We start from the raw sequence: 17790 nt of genomic DNA on the forward strand, positions 1-17790 counted from the left end.
TTGAAAATCATTAAAAAAATGGTATAATGGTAGGAAAAGATTCGGCTAAAAGTAGTGCTTTTAGAATAAGAGGGTAAGCAACCCTATAATCAAGATAAACTAAGCTTTCGGAGGAAAAATGAGTAATATCAGTTTAACAACACTTGGTGGTGTACGTGAAAATGGGAAAAATATGTATATCGCTGAAATCGATGGGTCTATTTTCGTTTTGGATGCAGGTCTGAAATACCCTGAAAATGAACAACTAGGGGTGGACGTGGTCATTCCCAATATGGACTACCTTTTTGAAAATAGCGACCGTATCGCTGGCGTCTTTTTGACCCATGGTCATGCGGATGCCATTGGTGCTCTGCCTTATCTCTTGGCTGAAGCCAAGGTACCTGTATTTGGGTCTGAGCTGACCATTGAGTTGGCCAAACTCTTTGTCAAAGGAAATGATGCGGTTAAGAAATTCAATGATTTCCATGTCATTGATGAGGATACGGAGATTGATTTTGGAGGGACTGTGGTGTCCTTCTTCCGTACAACCCACTCTATCCCAGAAAGTCTGGGTGTTGTCTTGAAGACAGCTGAAGGGAGCATCGTTTATACAGGTGACTTCAAATTTGACCAGACGGCTAGTGAATCCTACGCGACAGACTTCGCTCGTTTGGCAGAAATCGGTCGTGATGGAGTTCTAGCTCTTCTTAGCGATTCAGCCAATGCAGATAGTAATATTCAAGTGGCTAGCGAAAGTGAAGTTGGGGACGAGATCACTCAAACCATTTCGGACTGGGATGGTCGTATCATTGTTGCAGCAGTAGCCAGCAACCTCTCTCGTATCCAGCAGGTGTTTGACGCTGCGGATGCAACAGGTCGTCGTGTGGTCTTGACAGGATTCGATATTGAAAATATCGTCCGTACTGCTATTCGCCTTAAGAAATTGTCTCTAGCTAACGAGAGTCTTTTGATTAAGCCAAAAGATATGTCTCGCTTTGAAGACCATGAGTTGATTATCCTTGAGACAGGTCGTATGGGTGAGCCTATCAACGGTCTTCGTAAGATGTCGATTGGTCGCCATCGTTATGTGGAAATCAAGGACGGTGACTTGGTCTATATCGTAACCACTCCGTCTATCGCCAAAGAAGCAGTCATGGCGCGTGTGGAAAACATGATTTACCAAGCTGGTGGGGTTGTCAAACTGATCACCCAAAGCTTGCGTGTGTCAGGACACGGGAATGCGCGTGACTTGCAGTTGATGATTAATCTCTTGCAACCCAAGTATCTCTTCCCAATTCAAGGGGAATACCGTGAGTTGGATGCCCATGCTAAGGCTGCTATGGCAGTAGGGATGTTGCCAGAACGCATTTTCATCCCTAAAAAGGGAACCAGCATGGCTTATGAGAATGGTGACTTTGTCCCAGCTGGCTCGGTTTCGGCAGGGGATGTCTTGATTGACGGGAATGCCATTGGTGATGTTGGTAATGTGGTTCTTCGTGACCGTAAGGTCTTATCAGAGGACGGTATTTTCATCGTAGCAATTACCGTTAATCGTCGTGAGAAGAAAATTGTGGCCAAGGCTCGTGTTCATACACGTGGGTTCGTTTATCTCAAGAAGAGTCGTGATATTCTCCGTGAAAGTTCAGAATTGATTAACCAGACGGTAGAAGACTATCTTCAAGGAGATGACTTTGACTGGGCAGACCTCAAAGGGAAGGTTCGTGATAATCTTACCAAGTACCTCTTTGACCAAACCAAGCGTCGTCCAGCTATTTTACCAGTAGTCATGGAAGCGAAATAATTGTTGAAATAAACAGAGAGAAAGTCGAGTTTCGGCTTTTTCTTATAGAAAAATAGAGGAAAAAATTATGGCAGTAATGAAAATCGAGTATTACTCACAAGTTTTGGATATGGAGTGGGGAGTGAATGTCCTCTATCCTGATGCTAATCGAGTGGAAGAACCAGATTGTAAAGATATTCCCGTCTTGTACCTCCTGCACGGGATGTCTGGCAACCATAATAGCTGGCTCAAGCGTACTAATGTAGAACGCTTGCTTCGAGGCACTAATCTCATCGTTGTTATGCCCAATACCAGCAACGGTTGGTATACCGATACCCAGTATGGTTTTGACTATTACACAGCTCTAGCAGAGGAATTGCCACAGGTTCTAAAACGTTTCTTCCCTAACATGACCAGTAAGCGTGAAAAGACCTTTATCGCTGGTCTCTCTATGGGAGGTTACGGCTGTTTCAAACTGGCTCTTGCTACAAATCGTTTTTCTCATGCAGCTAGTTTTTCAGGTGCTCTCAGCTTTCAAGATTTTTCTCCTGAAAGCCAAAATCTGGGGACACCAGCTTACTGGAGAGGTGTTTTTGGAGAGATTAAAAATTGGACAACTAGTCCTTATTCTCTAGAAAGTCTGGCTAAAAAATCGGACAAAAAGACCCAGCTTTGGGCTTGGTGTGGCGAGCAGGATTTCTTGTACGAAGCCAATAATCTAGCAGTGAAAAATCTCAAAAAACTGGGCTTTGATGTGACCTATAGCCATAGTGCTGGAACTCACGAGTGGTACTACTGGGAAAAACAATTGGAACGGTTCTTAGCAACCTTACCAATCGATTTCAAATTAGAAGAGAGATTGTCATAATTTAGCTTTCTTTCAGCTTGTTTTAGTAAAATAGACTTTATTTGCTAGAAAGGTGGAGGAACATGCGCTGGATTTTTCGTTTGATAGGGGCTTTCTTTTCTTTTGTGTGGCGTTTGTTTTGGCGTCTAGTTTGGATAGCTTTTCTTTTGTGTGCTTTTGCTTTTGGACTTCTCTGGTATCTTAACGGAGATTTTCAAGGAGCGCTAAAGCAAGCAGAACGGTCAGTCAAGATTGGTAAACAAAGTATCGACCAATGGGAAAAAACAGGGCAACTGCCTCAGTTGAACCAGACAGATAGCCACCAACACTCTGAAGGAAGGTGGCCGCAGGCTTCTGCTCGTATTTACCTAGATCCGCAGATAGATTCACGCTTTCAAGAAGCTTATGTAGAAGCGATTCAGAATTGGAATCAAACTGGTGCCTTTAAGTTTGAACTGGTGACTGAGGCCAGCAAGGCAGATATCTTGGCTACGGAGATGAATGACGGAGGTACTCCTGTGGCAGGAGAGGCAGAAAGTCAGACCAATCTCTTGACGGGGCAATTCTTGTCTGTCACGGTACGGTTGAATCACTATTATCTGTCCAATCCTAACTATGGCTATTCCTATGAGCGTATTGTCCATACGGCAGAACATGAGTTGGGTCATGCGATTGGCTTGGATCATACAGATGAGAAGTCTGTCATGCAACCAGCAGGTTCCTTTTATGGTATCCAGGAAGAGGATGTTGCAAGACTTCGAAAATTATATGAGACCAATGAGTAGGGAACTATCTTTCCCTACTTTTTTGTTATAATGGAACTATGAATAACTTGATTAAATCAAAACTAGAGCTCTTACCGACCAGCCCTGGTTGTTACATTCACAAGGATAAAAACGGCACCATTATCTATGTAGGAAAGGCTAAAAATCTGCGTAACCGCGTGAGATCTTATTTCCGTGGGAGTCACGATACCAAGACAGAGGCCTTGGTGTCTGAAATTGTGGATTTTGAATTTATTGTTACGGAGTCCAATATTGAGGCACTTCTCCTAGAAATTAACCTGATCAAGGAAAATAAGCCTAAATACAATATCATGCTCAAGGATGATAAGTCTTATCCTTTCATCAAGATTACTAATGAACGCTATCCTCGTTTGATTATCACCCGTCAGGTCAAAAAGGACGGAGGTCTTTACTTTGGACCTTATCCCGATGTGGGGGCAGCCAATGAAATCAAGCGGCTACTGGATCGGATTTTCCCTTTTCGTAAGTGTACCAATCCACCGTCTAAGGTCTGTTTTTACTATCATATCGGCCAATGTATGGCCCACACCATCTGTAAGAAAGATGAGGCTTATTTCAAGTCCATGGCTCAGGAGGTTTCCGATTTCCTAAAAGGACAGGATGACAAAATCATTGATGACCTCAAGGGCAAGATGGCAGTGGCAGCCCAGACTATGGAATTTGAGCGTGCAGCGGAATATCGTGACCTGATTCAGGCCATTGGAACACTTCGAACCAAGCAACGGGTCATGGCTAAGGATCTTCAAAATCGCGATGTTTTTGGCTACTATGCGGACAAGGGCTGGATGTGTGTGCAGGTTTTCTTTGTTCGTCAGGGCAAGCTCATTGAGCGCGATGTCAATCTTTTCCCCTACTACAATGATCCGGATGAGGATTTCTTAACCTATGTGGGACAATTTTATCAAGAAAAATCTCACCTAGTTCCCAATGAGGTGCTGATTCCGCAGGATATTGATGAAGAAGCTGTCAGGGCTTTGGTAGATACCAAGATTCTCAAACCCCAGCGCGGTGAGAAAAAACAACTGGTCAATCTAGCCATAAAAAATGCTCGTGTTAGTCTAGAGCAGAAGTTCAATCTGTTAGAAAAATCTGTCGAAAAGACACAAGGAGCTATTGAAAATCTAGGTCGTTTGCTTCAAATCCCAACTCCAGTTCGCATTGAGTCCTTCGATAACTCCAATATCATGGGTACCAGCCCTGTTTCGGCTATGGTGGTCTTTGTCAATGGCAAACCAAGTAAGAAGGATTATCGTAAGTATAAAATTAAGACTGTGGTGGGACCAGACGACTATGCCAGTATGAGAGAGGTCATTCGCAGGCGCTACGGTCGAGTACAGCATGACGGTTTGACTCCGCCAGATTTGATTGTCATTGATGGGGGACAAGGTCAAGTCAATATCGCCAAGCAAGTCATACAAGAGGAACTGGGTCTGGATATTCCCATTGCAGGTTTGCAAAAAAATGACAAGCACCAAACCCATGAATTGCTCTTTGGAGATCCGCTGGAAGTGGTGGAGTTGTCTCGCAATTCTCAGGAATTTTTCCTCCTCCAACGCATTCAAGATGAGGTGCACCGTTTTGCCATCACCTTCCACCGCCAACTGCGTTCCAAAAATTCCTTTTCATCACAACTGGATGGAATTGAAGGGCTGGGGCCTAAACGCAAGCAGAATCTCATGAAACATTTCAAGTCTCTGACTAAAATCAAGGAAGCCAGTGTGGATGAGATTGTCGAAGTTGGAGTACCGAGAGCAGTAGCAGAGGCTGTGCAAAGAAAGTTGAACCCGCAGGAAGAAGTGGAATTAGCTCAAGTGGCGGAAGAAAGAGTAGATTACCAAACGGAAGGAAACCACAATGAACCATAAAATCGCAATTTTATCAGATATTCATGGCAATACAACTGCCCTAGAAGCAGTGATTGCAGATGCTAAAAATCAAGGAGTCAGTGAATACTGGCTTCTGGGAGATATTTTTCTTCCCGGTCCCGGTGCAAATGACTTGGTCGCCCTGTTAAAGGACCTTCCTATAACAGCCAGTGTTCGAGGCAATTGGGATGATTGTGTCCTTGAGGCCTTGGATGGTGAATATGGTTTGGAACATCCACAAGAAATCCAGTCAATGCGAATGACCCAGTTTTTGATGGAGCGAATGGATCCTGCAACGATTGTCTGGCTACGAAGCTTGCCTTTGCTAGAAAAGAAAGAAGTTGACGGACTGCGCTTTTCTCTCTCTCATAATTTACCTGACAAAAACTATGGTGGGGACCTACTGGTTGATAATGATACGGAGAAATTTGACCAACTCCTAGATGCTGAAACCGACGTGGCAGTCTATGGTCATGTTCACAAGCAGTTGCTTCGTTATGGCAGTCAAGGCCAACAAATCATCAATCCAGGTTCGATTGGTATGCCCTATTTTAATTGGGAGGCGTTAAAAAATCACCGTGCCCAGTATGCCGTGATAGAGGTTGAAGATGGGGAATTGGTCAATATACAATTTCGTAAAGTTGCTTATGATTACGAGGCTGAGTTAGAATTGGCCAAGTCCAAGGGGCTTCCCTTTATCGAAATGTATGAAGAATTACGTCGTGAAGATAACTATCAGGGACACAATCTGGAACTATTAGCAAGCTTAATAGAAAAGCATGGGTATGTAGAAGATGTGAAGGATTATTTTGATTTTTTGTAAGAGTTTCCTAAAATAACCAATGCAAACTAAAAAAGCGATTGGCTGGTCCAATCGCTTTTAGTATATCTTATACTCAATGAAAATCAAAGAACAAACTAGGAAGCTAGCCGTAGGTTGCTCAAAGCACAGCTTTGAGGTTGCAGATAAAGCTGACGTGGTTTGAAGAGATTTTCGAAGAGTATTATTGTAATTGAGATTGATCTGGAAGGTAAGAACCACCTAGATAAGTATTGCTGAGTTTTTCAAGGGTTCCATCTTGGTAGAGTTCTTTGAGCGCTTTATCAAATTTCTCTTTAAACTCTTTTTGGTCGTTTGAGAAAATGATATAGTTGTTGGGGCTATCGGCAGAAGGTAAATCAACGACTGAGAGATCTAAGCCACGGTCCTTGATAATCTTTTGAACCGATACCTTGTCAAAAACTAGGAAATCAAATTCACCGTTAGAGAGGTCTAAGATTCGTTTACCGATATCCTCTCCAGAAAAATCGATAGTAGCGGGATTGTCAGTGTGTTTCTGATTCCAGTTATTGATGAATTGAGCGTTTGAAGTTCCGGTATCCTCTTGAGTTGTTTTGCCAGCGATTTGGTCAAGTGAAGTCAGAGGATTTTTCTTGTTGCTTACAAGGACGAGGGGGTTGTTCGAAATTGGAAGTGAGTAAAGGTATTTTTCAGCACGCTCTTTTGTGTAACTCAAGTTATTGGCTGCAGCCTGATAGTGACCAGAATCAAGTCCTGGGAAGATACTCTCCCAAGCAGTTCTTTGGAATTGAATCTCGTAGTCGCTGAGTTTTTCATCTACTGCTTTTAGAACTTCAATGTCGAAACCTGTCAGATTGCCTTTGTCTTCGTAGTCAAATGGTGGCACATCGCCAGCTGTAGCAACGACGATTGTCTTTTGGGAGCTGGTCTCTTTAGGTGTAGCTTGATTTCCACAGGCAACTAAAAATGGGAGGATGGCAAGTAATAGGCTAAATTTTTTCATAATGTCTCCATTCAAATGTAAAGTCATCTGCTAGTTTATCAGAAACTTTCCTGATGAACCAATATATATATTTTATGCCTGTGATAAAAAAACTTATACTCTTCGAAAATCAAATTCAAACCACGTCAGCTTCACCTTGCCGTACTCAAGTACAGCCTGCGTCTAGCTTCCTAGTTTGCTCTTTGATTTTCATTGAGTATTAATCATGGAAAATATCTGCAAGCTCTTTCAAATTATGGTAGAATGGAAGCAGTAGAATTAGAAAAGGAAATCGATTATGAAATTTCTTGAATTAAATAAAAAACGTCATGCGACCAAGCATTTCACTGATAAGCCAGTGGATCCCAAAGATGTGCGTACGGCTATCGAAATTGCAACCTTGGCGCCAAGCGCCCACAACAGTCAGCCTTGGAAATTTGTGGTGGTACGTGAGAAAAATGCCGAACTAGCAAAATTGGCATACGGTTCCAACTTTGAACAGGTATCATCAGCACCTGTAACCATTGCCTTGTTTACAGATACAGATTTGGCCAAACGTGCCCGTAAAATTGCTCGAGTTGGTGGTGCTAACAATTTCTCAGAAGAACAACTACAATACTTCATGAAAAATTTGCCTGCCGAGTTTGCACGTTACAATGAACAACAGGTCAGCGACTACCTAGCCCTCAATGCAGGTTTGGTTGCTATGAACTTGGTTCTGGCTCTTACAGACCAAGGAATCGGATCAAATCTGATTCTTGGTTTTGACAAATCAAAAGTCAACGAAGTTTTGGAAATCGAAGACCGCTTCCGCCCGGAACTCTTGATTACAGTGGGATACACAGACGAAAAATTAGAACCAAGCTACCGCTTGCCAGTAGATGAAATCATCGAGAAAAGATAGAAGGAAGATAATATGACAGCAATTGATTTTACAGTAGAAGTAGAAAAACGCAAAGAAGACCTTTTGGCTGACTTGTTTAGCCTTTTGGAAATTAACTCAGAACGTGATGATAGCAAGGCAGATGCCCAGCATCCATTTGGTCCTGGTCCAGTAAAAGCCTTGGAGAAATTCCTTGAAATCGCAGACCGTGATGGCTACCCAACTAAGAATGTTGATAACTACGCAGGGCATTTCGAGTTTGGTGATGGAGAAGAGGTTCTCGGAATCTTTGCCCACATGGACGTAGTGCCTGCTGGTAGTGGTTGGGACACAGACCCTTACACACCAACTATCAAAGACGGTCGCCTTTATGCGCGTGGAGCTTCAGATGACAAGGGTCCTACAACAGCTTGTTACTATGGTTTGAAAATCATCAAAGAATTGGGCCTTCCAACTTCTAAGAAAGTTCGCTTTATTGTGGGAACGGACGAAGAATCAGGCTGGGCAGACATGGACTACTACTTCGAGCACGTAGGACTTGCAAAACCAGACTTCGGTTTCTCTCCAGATGCTGAATTTCCTATCATCAACGGTGAAAAAGGAAACATTACAGAATACCTTCACTTTGCAGGTGAAAATGCAGGTGCTGCCCGTCTTCACAGCTTCACAGGTGGTTTACGTGAAAACATGGTGCCTGAATCAGCAACAGCTGTTGTTTCAGGTGATTTGGCTGACTTGCAAGCTAAACTAGATGCCTTTGTTGCAGAACACAAACTTAGAGGAGAACTCCAAGAAGAAGCTGGCCAATACAAGGTGACCATCATTGGTAAATCAGCCCACGGTGCTATGCCTGCTTCAGGTGTCAATGGTGCAACCTACCTAGCTCTCTTCCTCAGCCAGTTTGACTTTGCTGGTCCATCCAAAGACTACCTTGACATCGCTGGTAAGATTCTCTTGAACGACCATGAGGGTGAAAATCTCAAGATTGCCCATGTGGATGAAAAGATGGGTGCTCTTTCTATGAATGCGGGTGTCTTCCGCTTCGATGAAACAAGTGCTGATAATACCATTGCCCTTAATATTCGCTATCCAAAAGGAACAAGTCCAGAGCAAATCAAGTCAATCCTTGAAAACTTGCCAGTTGCTTCTGTTAGCCTTTCTGAACACGGTCACACGCCTCACTATGTGCCAATGGAAGATCCACTTGTGCAAACCTTGTTGAATGTCTATGAAAAACAAACTGGTCTTAAAGGTCACGAGCAAGTCATCGGTGGTGGAACCTTTGGTCGTTTGCTAGAACGCGGGGTTGCCTACGGTGCTATGTTCCCAGACTCAATTGACACCATGCACCAAGCTAATGAATTTATCGCCTTGGATGATCTCTTCCGAGCAGCAGCAATCTATGCCGAAGCTATTTACGAATTGATCAAATAAAATGATAGAAGTCTGAGATGTTATGCTTGGACTTCTTTTTGGAGGGAAAGTAGATGTCTCAAATTGAAAGAATCAAACAGGCTATTATGGCAGATCCGCAGAATGTCAGCTATACAGAGCGTGGCATTGAGCCTCTCTTTGCAGCGCCAAAGACTGCTCGCATCAATATCATCGGTCAGGCACCTGGACTTAAAACCCAAGAAGCAGGCCTTTACTGGAAAGATAAGAGTGGTGACCGTCTGAGAGACTGGCTAGGTGTGGATGAAGATACTTTTTACAATTCAGGATATTTTGCGGTCTTGCCTATGGATTTTTACTTTCCAGGGCATGGCAAGTCAGGTGATCTGCCACCGAGAACTGGCTTTGCTGAAAAATGGCATCCGCAGCTCTTGCAAGAATTACCAGATATTCAATTGACCCTCTTGATTGGACAATATGCCCAGGCCTACTATTTAAAGGAGAAAATCAGTGGCAAGGTGACAGAACGGGTAAAACATTACCAGAAGTACTTGCCAACCTATTTTCCACTAGTTCACCCCTCGCCTAGAAATCAAATCTGGATGGCCAAAAATCCTTGGTTTGAGGCAGAAGTGGTGCCAGATTTGAAAAAAAGAATTAAAACTATTTTATAGTCAATGAAAATCAAAGAGCAAACTAGGAAGCTAGCCGCAGGCTGTACTTGAGTACGGTAAGGCGACGCTGACGTGGTTTGAATTTGATTTTCGAAGAGTATTAGGAGAAAAAGAATGAAAGAAATAGCCTTTGACGCATTTTACCAGCTTTACCAAAATGACCAACTTTCTTTAGTGGACGTGAGAGAAGTGGATGAGTTTGAAGCTCTTCATTTAGAAGGTGCTCAGAATCTTCCTCTGAGTCAACTGACTGATACCTATGATCAATTGGACAAGGACCAGTTACATTATGTTATTTGTAAATCTGGAATGAGATCGGCGCGTGCTTGCCAATTCTTATCAGAACAAGGTTATGAGGTTATCAATGTACAAGGTGGCATGATGGCCTTTGAAGAACTTTAATACTCAATGAAAATCAAAGAGCAAACTAGGAAGCTAGCCGCAGGCTGTACTTGAGTACGGCAAGGTGAAGCTGACGTGGTTTGAAGAGATTTTCGAAGAGTATAAACATTAGAATTTTCTCCTACTTGGTGTGGACTGGGTAGGGGATTTTATTTTTAGATAATTCTCATTTTTAAGAATCTTGAAAACATTCAATATTTACTTCGTGAAGCTTTTTTCATACTCCTATTCATGATATACTAGGTCAGTATTTTATAAATATGAAGGAGATTTTCATGGCTAAAAAAGGTGCCCTAACAGGTTTACTCCTGTTTGGAATATTTTTTGGTGCGGGGAACTTGATTTTTCCGCCTTCTCTAGGTGCTCTATCTGGAGAACATTTTCTTCCTGCCATCGCAGGTTTTGTCTTTTCAGGCGTCGGTATCGCCGTCTTGACTCTTATTATTGGAACGCTAAATCCTAAAGGATATATCTACGAGATTTCAACAAAGATAGCGCCTTGGTTTGCGACTCTTTACCTCTCAGTTCTTTATTTGTCAATCGGTCCATTCTTTGCTATCCCACGTACTGCTACAACAGCTTACGAAGTAGGGATTAGCCCTCTTTTGTCGGATGCAAATAAAGGTATTGGTTTGATTGTCTTTACTGTTCTGTATTTTGCAGCAGCCTATTTGATTTCGCTTAATCCATCAAAAATCTTAGACCGCATTGGACGTATTTTAACGCCAGTCTTTGCGATTTTGATTGTTATCTTGGTTGTTCTGGGAGCTTTCAAATACGGTGGAACAAGTCCTCAAGCTGCTTCAGCTGCTTATCAAGCTTCTGCCTTTGGTACAGGTTTCCTAGAAGGTTACAATACCTTGGACGCCCTTGCCTCAGTTGCCTTCAGTGTAATCGCAGTTCAAACCTTGAAACAACTTGGATTTTCAAGTAAGAAAGAATACATTTCAACTATTTGGGTGGTTGGTATCGTTGTAGCCCTTGCCTTCAGCGCTCTTTACATCGGTTTAGGCTTCCTTGGGAATCATTTCCCAGTACCAGCTGAAGCGATGAAGGGTGGAACACCAGGTGTTTACATCTTGTCACAAGCCACTCAAGAAATCTTTGGCTCAACAGCTCAACTCTTCCTTGCAGCTATGGTTACCGTAACCTGCTTCACAACAACAGTTGGTCTGATTGTGTCAACAGCTGAGTTCTTTAATGAACGCTTCCCACAAATCAGCTACAAGGTTTATGCGACAGCCTTTACCTTGATTGGATTTGCCATTGCTAATTTGGGTCTTGATGCGATTATCAAGTACTCAATTCCAGTACTGGTTATCTTGTACCCAATCACGATTGCTATCGTTATGATTGTCATTGTCAACAAATTTGTTGCCCTTTCAAAACCAGGTATGCAGTTGACAATTGCTGTTGTTACAGCTATTGCCATTGCAAGCGTATTAGGAAGCTCGTTTAAGGTTGAGTTTCTTGCGAATCTTGTCAACACTCTTCCTTTTGCCAAGGCATCTCTCCCATGGTTGGTACCAGCCATTGTCGGAATCTTGCTCTCACTGGTTCTACCAAACAAGCAAGAAAGTGATGTTTTTGAAATGGAATAATCACTAATACTCTTCGAAAATCTCTTCAAACCGCGTCAACGTCGCCTTGTCGTACTCAAGTACAGCCTGCGGCTAGTTTCCTAGTTTGCTCTTTGATTTTCATTGAGTATAAAATCACTTTTGTAGCCAAGTCTACAGGAGTGATTTTCTTTTTTTATCCGATGATAAATGTGTTATAATAGGTAGCAAAAGAGGTGAAGAAATGAATCAAACAGTAGAATATATCAAAGAACTGACAGCCATCGCATCGCCAACAGGCTTCACTCGTGAGGTTGCGGACTATTTAGTCAAGACTCTAGAAGGTTTTGGTTACCAGCCAGTTCGTACAGCCAAAGGCGGTGTCAATGTGACCATCAAAGGTCAAAATGATGAAGAGCATCGCTATGTGACTGCCCATGTAGATACGTTGGGTGCTATTGTCCGTGCTGTCAAACCAGACGGCCGTCTCAAAATGGACCGTATCGGTGGTTTTCCTTGGAACATGATTGAAGGTGAAAACTGTACCGTTCATGTGGCTAGCACAGGTGAAAAAGTATCAGGAACCATCCTCATCCACCAAACTTCTTGCCATGTCTATAAGGATGCAGGAACTGCAGAACGCACTCAGGACAATATGGAAGTGCGTTTGGACGCAAAAGTGACCAATGAAAAAGAAACTCATGCCTTGGGGATTGAAGTCGGTGATTTTATCAGCTTTGACCCACGAACTATCGTGACAGAGACAGGATTTATCAAGTCTCGTCATTTGGACGATAAGGTCAGCGCAGCGATTTTGCTTAATCTGCTCCGTATTTATATGGAAGAGAAGATTGAGTTGCCTGTAACAACCCATTTTGCTTTTTCAGTCTTTGAAGAAGTGGGACACGGTGCTAATTCTAATATTCCTGCTCAGGTAGTAGAATATCTGGCTGTGGATATGGGAGCTATGGGAGATGACCAGCAAACAGATGAGTACACAGTGTCTATCTGTGTCAAGGATGCTTCAGGGCCTTATCACTATGACTTCCGTCAACATTTGGTTGCTTTGGCTAAAGAGCAAGATATTCCATTTAAGCTGGATATCTATCCATTTTATGGTTCGGACGCTTCAGCAGCTATGTCTGCAGGGGCAGAAGTCAAACACGCCCTTCTCGGTGCTGGTATCGAGTCTAGCCATTCATATGAGCGCACTCATATTGACTCGGTGGTCGCAACAGAACGTATGGTTGATGCTTACCTTAAGAGCACGTTGGTAGACTAATATGTGCCTTATTTGCCAGAGAATTGAGCTCATCAAGAAGGGAGAAAATCCCTATTTTGTCAAAGAGTTGGAAACAGGCTATCTTGTGGTTGGAGACCACCAGTATTTTGCAGGCTATAGTCTCTTTCTAGCCAAGGAACATGTCACCGAATTGCACCATTTGAAAAAGGAGACAAGACTCCGTTTTCTAGAAGAAATGAGTTTAGTCCAAGAGGCAGTTGCTAAGGCCTTTGCTGCTGAGAAAATGAATATCGAACTTCTAGGCAATGGCGATGCCCACCTCCACTGGCACCTTTTCCCTAGACGAACAGGTGATATGAATGGTCACGGTCTCAAGGGCCGTGGTCCAGTTTGGTGGGTTCCCTTTGAAGAAATGACAGCAGAAACCTGCCAAGCAAAATCGGATGAGATTAAAAGATTAGTCGAACGTTTATCGTCAGAACTAGATAAATTATTGGAAATAAAGGAGTAGAAATGAAAAAAAGATACCTTGTCTTGACATCCTTGTTAGCCTTGAGTCTAGCAGCTTGTTCACAGGAAAAAGCAAAAAATGAAGATGGAGCAGCTAAGACAGAACAAACAGCTAAAGCTGATGGAACAGTCGGAAGTAAGCCTCAAGAAGCTACCCAGAAAAAAGCAGAAGTGGTTAACAAAGGTGACTACTACAGTATTCAAGGGAAATACGATGAAATTATCGTAGCAAATAAACACTATCCATTATCTAAAGACTACAATCCAGGGGAAAATCCAACAGCCAAAGCAGAGTTGCTCAAACTCATCAAAGCTATGCAAGAGGCAGGCTTCCCAATTAGTGATCAATACAGTGGTTTTAGAAGTTACGAGACTCAGACTAACCTCTATCAAGATTATGTCAATAAAGATGGAAAGGCTGCAGCAGACCGTTACTCTGCTCGCCCTGGCTATAGCGAACACCAGACAGGCTTGGCCTTTGATGTGATTGGGACAAATGGTGATTTGGTGACAGAAGAAAAAGCGGCCCAATGGCTCTTGGACCATGCGGCTGATTATGGTTTTGTTGTCCGTTATCTTAAAGGTAAGGAAAAGGAAACAGGCTATATGGCTGAGGAATGGCACCTTCGTTATGTCGGAAAAGAGGCTAAAGAGATTGCAGCTAGTGGCCTCAGTTTGGAAGAGTATTTCGGCTTTGAAGGTGGAGATTACGTCGATTAAAAAATAAACTTTTCTCTTGCAATTCCAGATAAATAGTGTATAATAGATGGGTATGTGAAAAGCATACTTGTGGGAGGTAAAAATCTCTAATTACCGCCAAAACCACAAAGGAGGATTTAAAAATGGCTAAAAAAGTCGAAAAACTTGTAAAATTGCAAATCCCTGCTGGTAAAGCTACACCAGCTCCACCGGTTGGACCTGCTCTTGGTCAAGCTGGTATCAACATCATGGGATTCACAAAAGAGTTCAACGCTCGTACAGCTGACCAAGCTGGTATGATCATTCCAGTTGTTATCTCAGTTTACGAAGATAAATCATTTACTTTCATCACTAAAACACCACCAGCTGCTGTTCTTTTGAAAAAAGCTGCAGGTGTTGAAAAAGGATCAGGTACACCTAACAAAACAAAAGTTGCTACAGTTACTCGTGCACAAGTACAAGAAATTGCAGAAACTAAGATGCCAGATTTGAACGCAGCAAACGTAGAGTCTGCAATGCGTATGATCGAAGGTACTGCTCGTTCTATGGGATTCACTGTTGTTGACTAATCAATAACACCCCCAATATAACCCGCAAGACTTCATCATTTCGAGAAGTGACGTGGGAGATGAAAATCGATTGAACCACTTACAAGGAGAATAGAAAATGGCTAAAAAAAGCAAACAACTTCGTGCTGCTCTTGAGAAAATCGACAGCACAAAAGCATACAGCGTAGAAGAAGCTGTAGCACTTGCAAAAGAAACTAACTTTGCAAAATTTGACGCAACTGTAGAAGTTGCTTACAACTTGAACATCGACGTTAAAAAAGCTGACCAACAAATCCGTGGAGCAATGGTATTGCCAAACGGTACTGGTAAAACTTCACGCGTTCTTGTTTTCGCACGTGGTGCAAAAGCTGAAGAAGCAAAAGCTGCTGGTGCAGACTTTGTTGGTGAAGATGACCTTGTTGCTAAAATCAACGACGGTTGGTTGGACTTCGACGTAGTTATCGCTACACCTGATATGATGGCTCTTGTTGGACGTCTTGGACGTGTCCTTGGGCCACGTAACTTGATGCCAAACCCTAAAACTGGTACTGTAACTATGGATGTTGCTAAAGCAGTTGAAGAGTCTAAAGGTGGTAAAATCACTTACCGTGCTGACCGTGCAGGTAACGTTCAAGCAATCATCGGTAAAGTATCATTTGAAGCTGAAAAATTGGTTGAAAACTTCAAAGCTTTCAACGAAACAATCCAAAAAGCAAAACCAGCTACAGCTAAAGGAACTTACGTAACAAACTTGACTATCACAACTACTCAAGGTGTTGGTATCAAAGTTGACGTAAACTCACTTTAATCAGTAGTTTATATCAGAGAACGAGTACGAAAGTGCTCGTTTTTTTAGTTACGACGGGCATTTCGTTCATCTGAGGTGTAAGTCCTCTGTGGGTACCATATACTAGTAAACCCAAAAGTGATTCCCAAGCCTGACTATTGTGAGTAGCTGATCGAACGGCATTAGGATAGACTGTTTAAGTCTGACGTTGGAAATAATAATCGGCAGAGAAAGAGATAGAGAAATCTTGGCTATACGAATAGGCACGTAATAGTAAAGCGTAGATAGCGGATAAGGAGGCCAGCAACTCTAAAGTACAAATATGTTGTCGTAACCTATATGCGTAAACTACGTGAGCAATTGAATTAGAACTAGAGAGGTGATTAATAGATTTATGCTATAGTCATGGCAGCTTGTATGCTTTTGATTCTAGTTTATCAAATAATAGATTAGAATTGTCAGACAATATCATTTTATGTTATAATGAAGAAAAAACAGAGGTGTTCAAATGTCAGAAGCAGGTCATAAGTTTTTAGCAAAACTGGGGAAAAAACGCTTACGTCCAGGTGGAAAACGTGCCACAGATTGGTTAATTGCGGAAGGAGGATTTTCAAAAGAAAAGAGAATACTAGAAGTTGCCTGCAATAGGGGAACTACAGCAATTGAGTTGGCACAGCGTTTTGGTTGTAAGATAACTGCTGTTGATATGGATGGACAAGCCTTAGAAGTGGCTAAAAAATCTGCTGAAACGGCAGGTGTTGCTCATTTAATCAGTTTTGAAAGAGCTAATGCAATGAAACTTCCTTATGAAGATGCTAGTTTTGATATTGTTATAAATGAAGCTATGCTGACTATGCAAGCCGATCAAGCTAAGAAAAAATGTGTAATGGAGTATCTAAGGGTTTTAAAACCTGAAGGTCTTCTTTTGACACATGATGTGCTTCTTAAGGAAGCTAAAGAGTCTATCAGACAGGAATTGTCACAAGCAATTCATGTAAATGTAGGTCCCTTAACTCAAGATGGTTGGGAGCAAGTGATGATAGAATCAGGTTATCGTGATGTGAAAGTATTGACTGGTGAAATGACCTTAATGAAATTTTCAGGTATGATTTATGACGAAGGTTGGCTAGGAACGTTGAAAATTTGTGTAAATGCTTGTAAAAAGGAGAATAGAAAGCAGTTTTTAACTATGTATAAAATGTTTAATAAGAATAAAAAGAACTTGGGCTTTATTGCTATGGCTAGTCATAAATCGTCAAATCGTTAGATAATTATTGAAGTTAACTTTTCCTTTTTTCTTTCTTAAAAAATATGCTATAATAGAGAGTAAAAACTTTGAAAGAAAGAAAAAGATGAATTTAAAAGATTACATTGCAACAATTGAAAATTATCCTAAGGAAGGCATTACCTTCCGTGATATCAGTCCTTTGATGGCTGATGGGAATGCTTACAGCTATGCTGTTCGTGAAATCGTTCAGTATGCGACTGACAAGAAAATTGACATGATTGTAGGTCCTGAAGCTCGTGGTTTTATCGTGGGCTGTCCAGTTGCCTTTGAGTTGGGAATTGGTTTTGCACCTGTTCGTAAACCAGGTAAATTGCCACGCGAAGTTATTTCTGCTGACTACGAAAAAGAATACGGTGTTGATACCTTGACTATGCATGCTGATGCCATCAAGCCAGGTCAACGTGTTCTTATTGTGGATGACCTCTTGGCAACAGGTGGAACTGTTAAGGCAACCATCGAGATGATTGAAAAACTTGGTGGTGTTGTAGCAGGTTGTGCCTTCCTTGTTGAATTGGATGAATTGAACGGCCGTGAAAAAATCGGTGACTACGATTACAAAGTTCTTATGCATTATTAATGAAAAACAGTCCCTAGGGCTGTTTTCTCTACATTAGGATATAAAAATAGACTATAGCTAGTTAGAGAAAAAGTATAATTGAAAACGATATCTTCTTGCAGTATAATAAAAGGACTAAGTGTTTGAGATTTAGTTTCATACTCAATGAAAATCAAAGAGCAAACTAG

At 42.0% G+C, this 17790-nt stretch carries 18 protein-coding genes; 17 read left to right on the forward strand and 1 reads right to left on the reverse strand.

The window, feature by feature from the left end; all coding sequences use genetic code 11:
* Positions 1-118 precede the first annotated feature (118 nt).
* The 5 genes from DXN33_RS07940 to DXN33_RS07960 all read left to right on the forward strand — a co-directional run bounded on the left by DXN33_RS07940 (position 119) and on the right by DXN33_RS07960 (position 6100).
* Positions 119-1780, forward strand: coding sequence for a ribonuclease J (locus tag DXN33_RS07940; protein ID WP_049509482.1), 1662 nt, complete (start codon positions 119-121; stop codon positions 1778-1780).
* A 67-nt stretch (positions 1781-1847) separates the two neighbouring features.
* A complete protein-coding gene (locus DXN33_RS07945) occupies positions 1848-2627 on the forward strand; it encodes an alpha/beta hydrolase family protein (protein ID WP_115904800.1) in 780 nt (259 codons plus the stop codon).
* A gap of 62 nt (positions 2628-2689) precedes the next feature.
* Positions 2690-3391: a M57 family metalloprotease gene (locus DXN33_RS07950; protein WP_115904801.1), complete on the forward strand. Its 702-nt coding sequence runs from the start codon at positions 2690-2692 to the stop codon at positions 3389-3391.
* Between the two features lie 38 nt (positions 3392-3429).
* Positions 3430-5277, forward strand: a complete 1848-nt coding sequence (gene uvrC, locus DXN33_RS07955; protein WP_115904802.1) for an excinuclease ABC subunit UvrC — start codon at positions 3430-3432, stop codon at positions 5275-5277.
* Complete coding sequence (locus DXN33_RS07960) at positions 5267-6100, forward strand: metallophosphoesterase (RefSeq protein WP_115904803.1); 834 nt, start codon at positions 5267-5269, stop codon at positions 6098-6100. Before uvrC ends, DXN33_RS07960 begins: the two co-directional genes overlap by 11 nt.
* 181 nt (positions 6101-6281) lie before the next feature.
* Here the strand turns inward: DXN33_RS07960 and DXN33_RS07965 are convergent, their stop codons facing one another.
* Positions 6282-7082, reverse strand: a complete 801-nt coding sequence (locus tag DXN33_RS07965) for an amino acid ABC transporter substrate-binding protein (protein WP_115904804.1) — start codon at positions 7080-7082, stop codon at positions 6282-6284.
* Between the two features lie 277 nt (positions 7083-7359).
* Here DXN33_RS07965 and DXN33_RS07970 point away from each other — a divergent pair, with 277 nt between their 5' ends.
* The 12 genes from DXN33_RS07970 to DXN33_RS08030 all read left to right on the forward strand — a co-directional run bounded on the left by DXN33_RS07970 (position 7360) and on the right by DXN33_RS08030 (position 17623).
* Entirely contained in the window at positions 7360-7965 is a 606-nt protein-coding gene (locus DXN33_RS07970) for a nitroreductase family protein (RefSeq protein ID WP_000670166.1), read from the forward strand.
* 12 nt (positions 7966-7977) lie between these two features.
* Positions 7978-9378: a dipeptidase PepV gene (pepV, locus tag DXN33_RS07975; protein WP_115904805.1), complete on the forward strand. Its 1401-nt coding sequence runs from the start codon at positions 7978-7980 to the stop codon at positions 9376-9378.
* 53 nt (positions 9379-9431) lie between these two features.
* Positions 9432-10010, forward strand: coding sequence for a uracil-DNA glycosylase family protein (locus tag DXN33_RS07980; RefSeq protein WP_115904806.1), 579 nt, complete (start codon positions 9432-9434; stop codon positions 10008-10010).
* Positions 10011-10124: 114 nt separating this feature from the next.
* Positions 10125-10412 carry a rhodanese-like domain-containing protein gene (locus tag DXN33_RS07990; RefSeq protein ID WP_049540877.1) on the forward strand — a complete coding sequence of 96 codons (288 nt, stop codon included), beginning with the start codon at positions 10125-10127 and terminating at the stop codon, positions 10410-10412.
* 275 nt (positions 10413-10687) lie between these two features.
* A complete protein-coding gene (gene brnQ / locus DXN33_RS07995; RefSeq protein ID WP_181897306.1) occupies positions 10688-12013 on the forward strand; it encodes a branched-chain amino acid transport system II carrier protein in 1326 nt (441 codons plus the stop codon).
* 202 nt (positions 12014-12215) lie between these two features.
* Positions 12216-13253: a M42 family metallopeptidase gene (locus DXN33_RS08000; RefSeq protein ID WP_115904808.1), complete on the forward strand. Its 1038-nt coding sequence runs from the start codon at positions 12216-12218 to the stop codon at positions 13251-13253.
* Position 13254: 1 nt separating this feature from the next.
* Complete coding sequence (locus DXN33_RS08005) at positions 13255-13725, forward strand: HIT family protein (protein WP_115904809.1); 471 nt, start codon at positions 13255-13257, stop codon at positions 13723-13725.
* A gap of 2 nt (positions 13726-13727) precedes the next feature.
* Positions 13728-14444 (forward strand): LD-carboxypeptidase LdcB/DacB, encoded by a 717-nt coding sequence (gene ldcB, locus DXN33_RS08010; RefSeq protein ID WP_115904810.1) that lies wholly within the window; start codon positions 13728-13730, stop codon positions 14442-14444.
* 122 nt (positions 14445-14566) lie between these two features.
* Entirely contained in the window at positions 14567-14992 is a 426-nt protein-coding gene (gene rplK, locus DXN33_RS08015; RefSeq protein ID WP_001085807.1) for a 50S ribosomal protein L11, read from the forward strand.
* Between the two features lie 97 nt (positions 14993-15089).
* Positions 15090-15779, forward strand: a complete 690-nt coding sequence (rplA, locus tag DXN33_RS08020) for a 50S ribosomal protein L1 (RefSeq protein WP_001085675.1) — start codon at positions 15090-15092, stop codon at positions 15777-15779.
* Between the two features lie 487 nt (positions 15780-16266).
* The gene (locus DXN33_RS08025) at positions 16267-17025 is read left to right on the forward strand and encodes a class I SAM-dependent methyltransferase (protein WP_115904811.1); all 759 of its coding nucleotides are present in this window, start codon (positions 16267-16269) and stop codon (positions 17023-17025) included.
* An 85-nt stretch (positions 17026-17110) separates the two neighbouring features.
* Entirely contained in the window at positions 17111-17623 is a 513-nt protein-coding gene (locus tag DXN33_RS08030; RefSeq protein ID WP_001049318.1) for an adenine phosphoribosyltransferase, read from the forward strand.
* The last annotated feature ends 167 nt before the right edge of the window (positions 17624-17790 follow it).

The sequence above is a fragment of the Streptococcus sp. NM genome (genome assembly GCF_003390135.1).
GTDB lineage: Bacteria > Bacillota > Bacilli > Lactobacillales > Streptococcaceae > Streptococcus.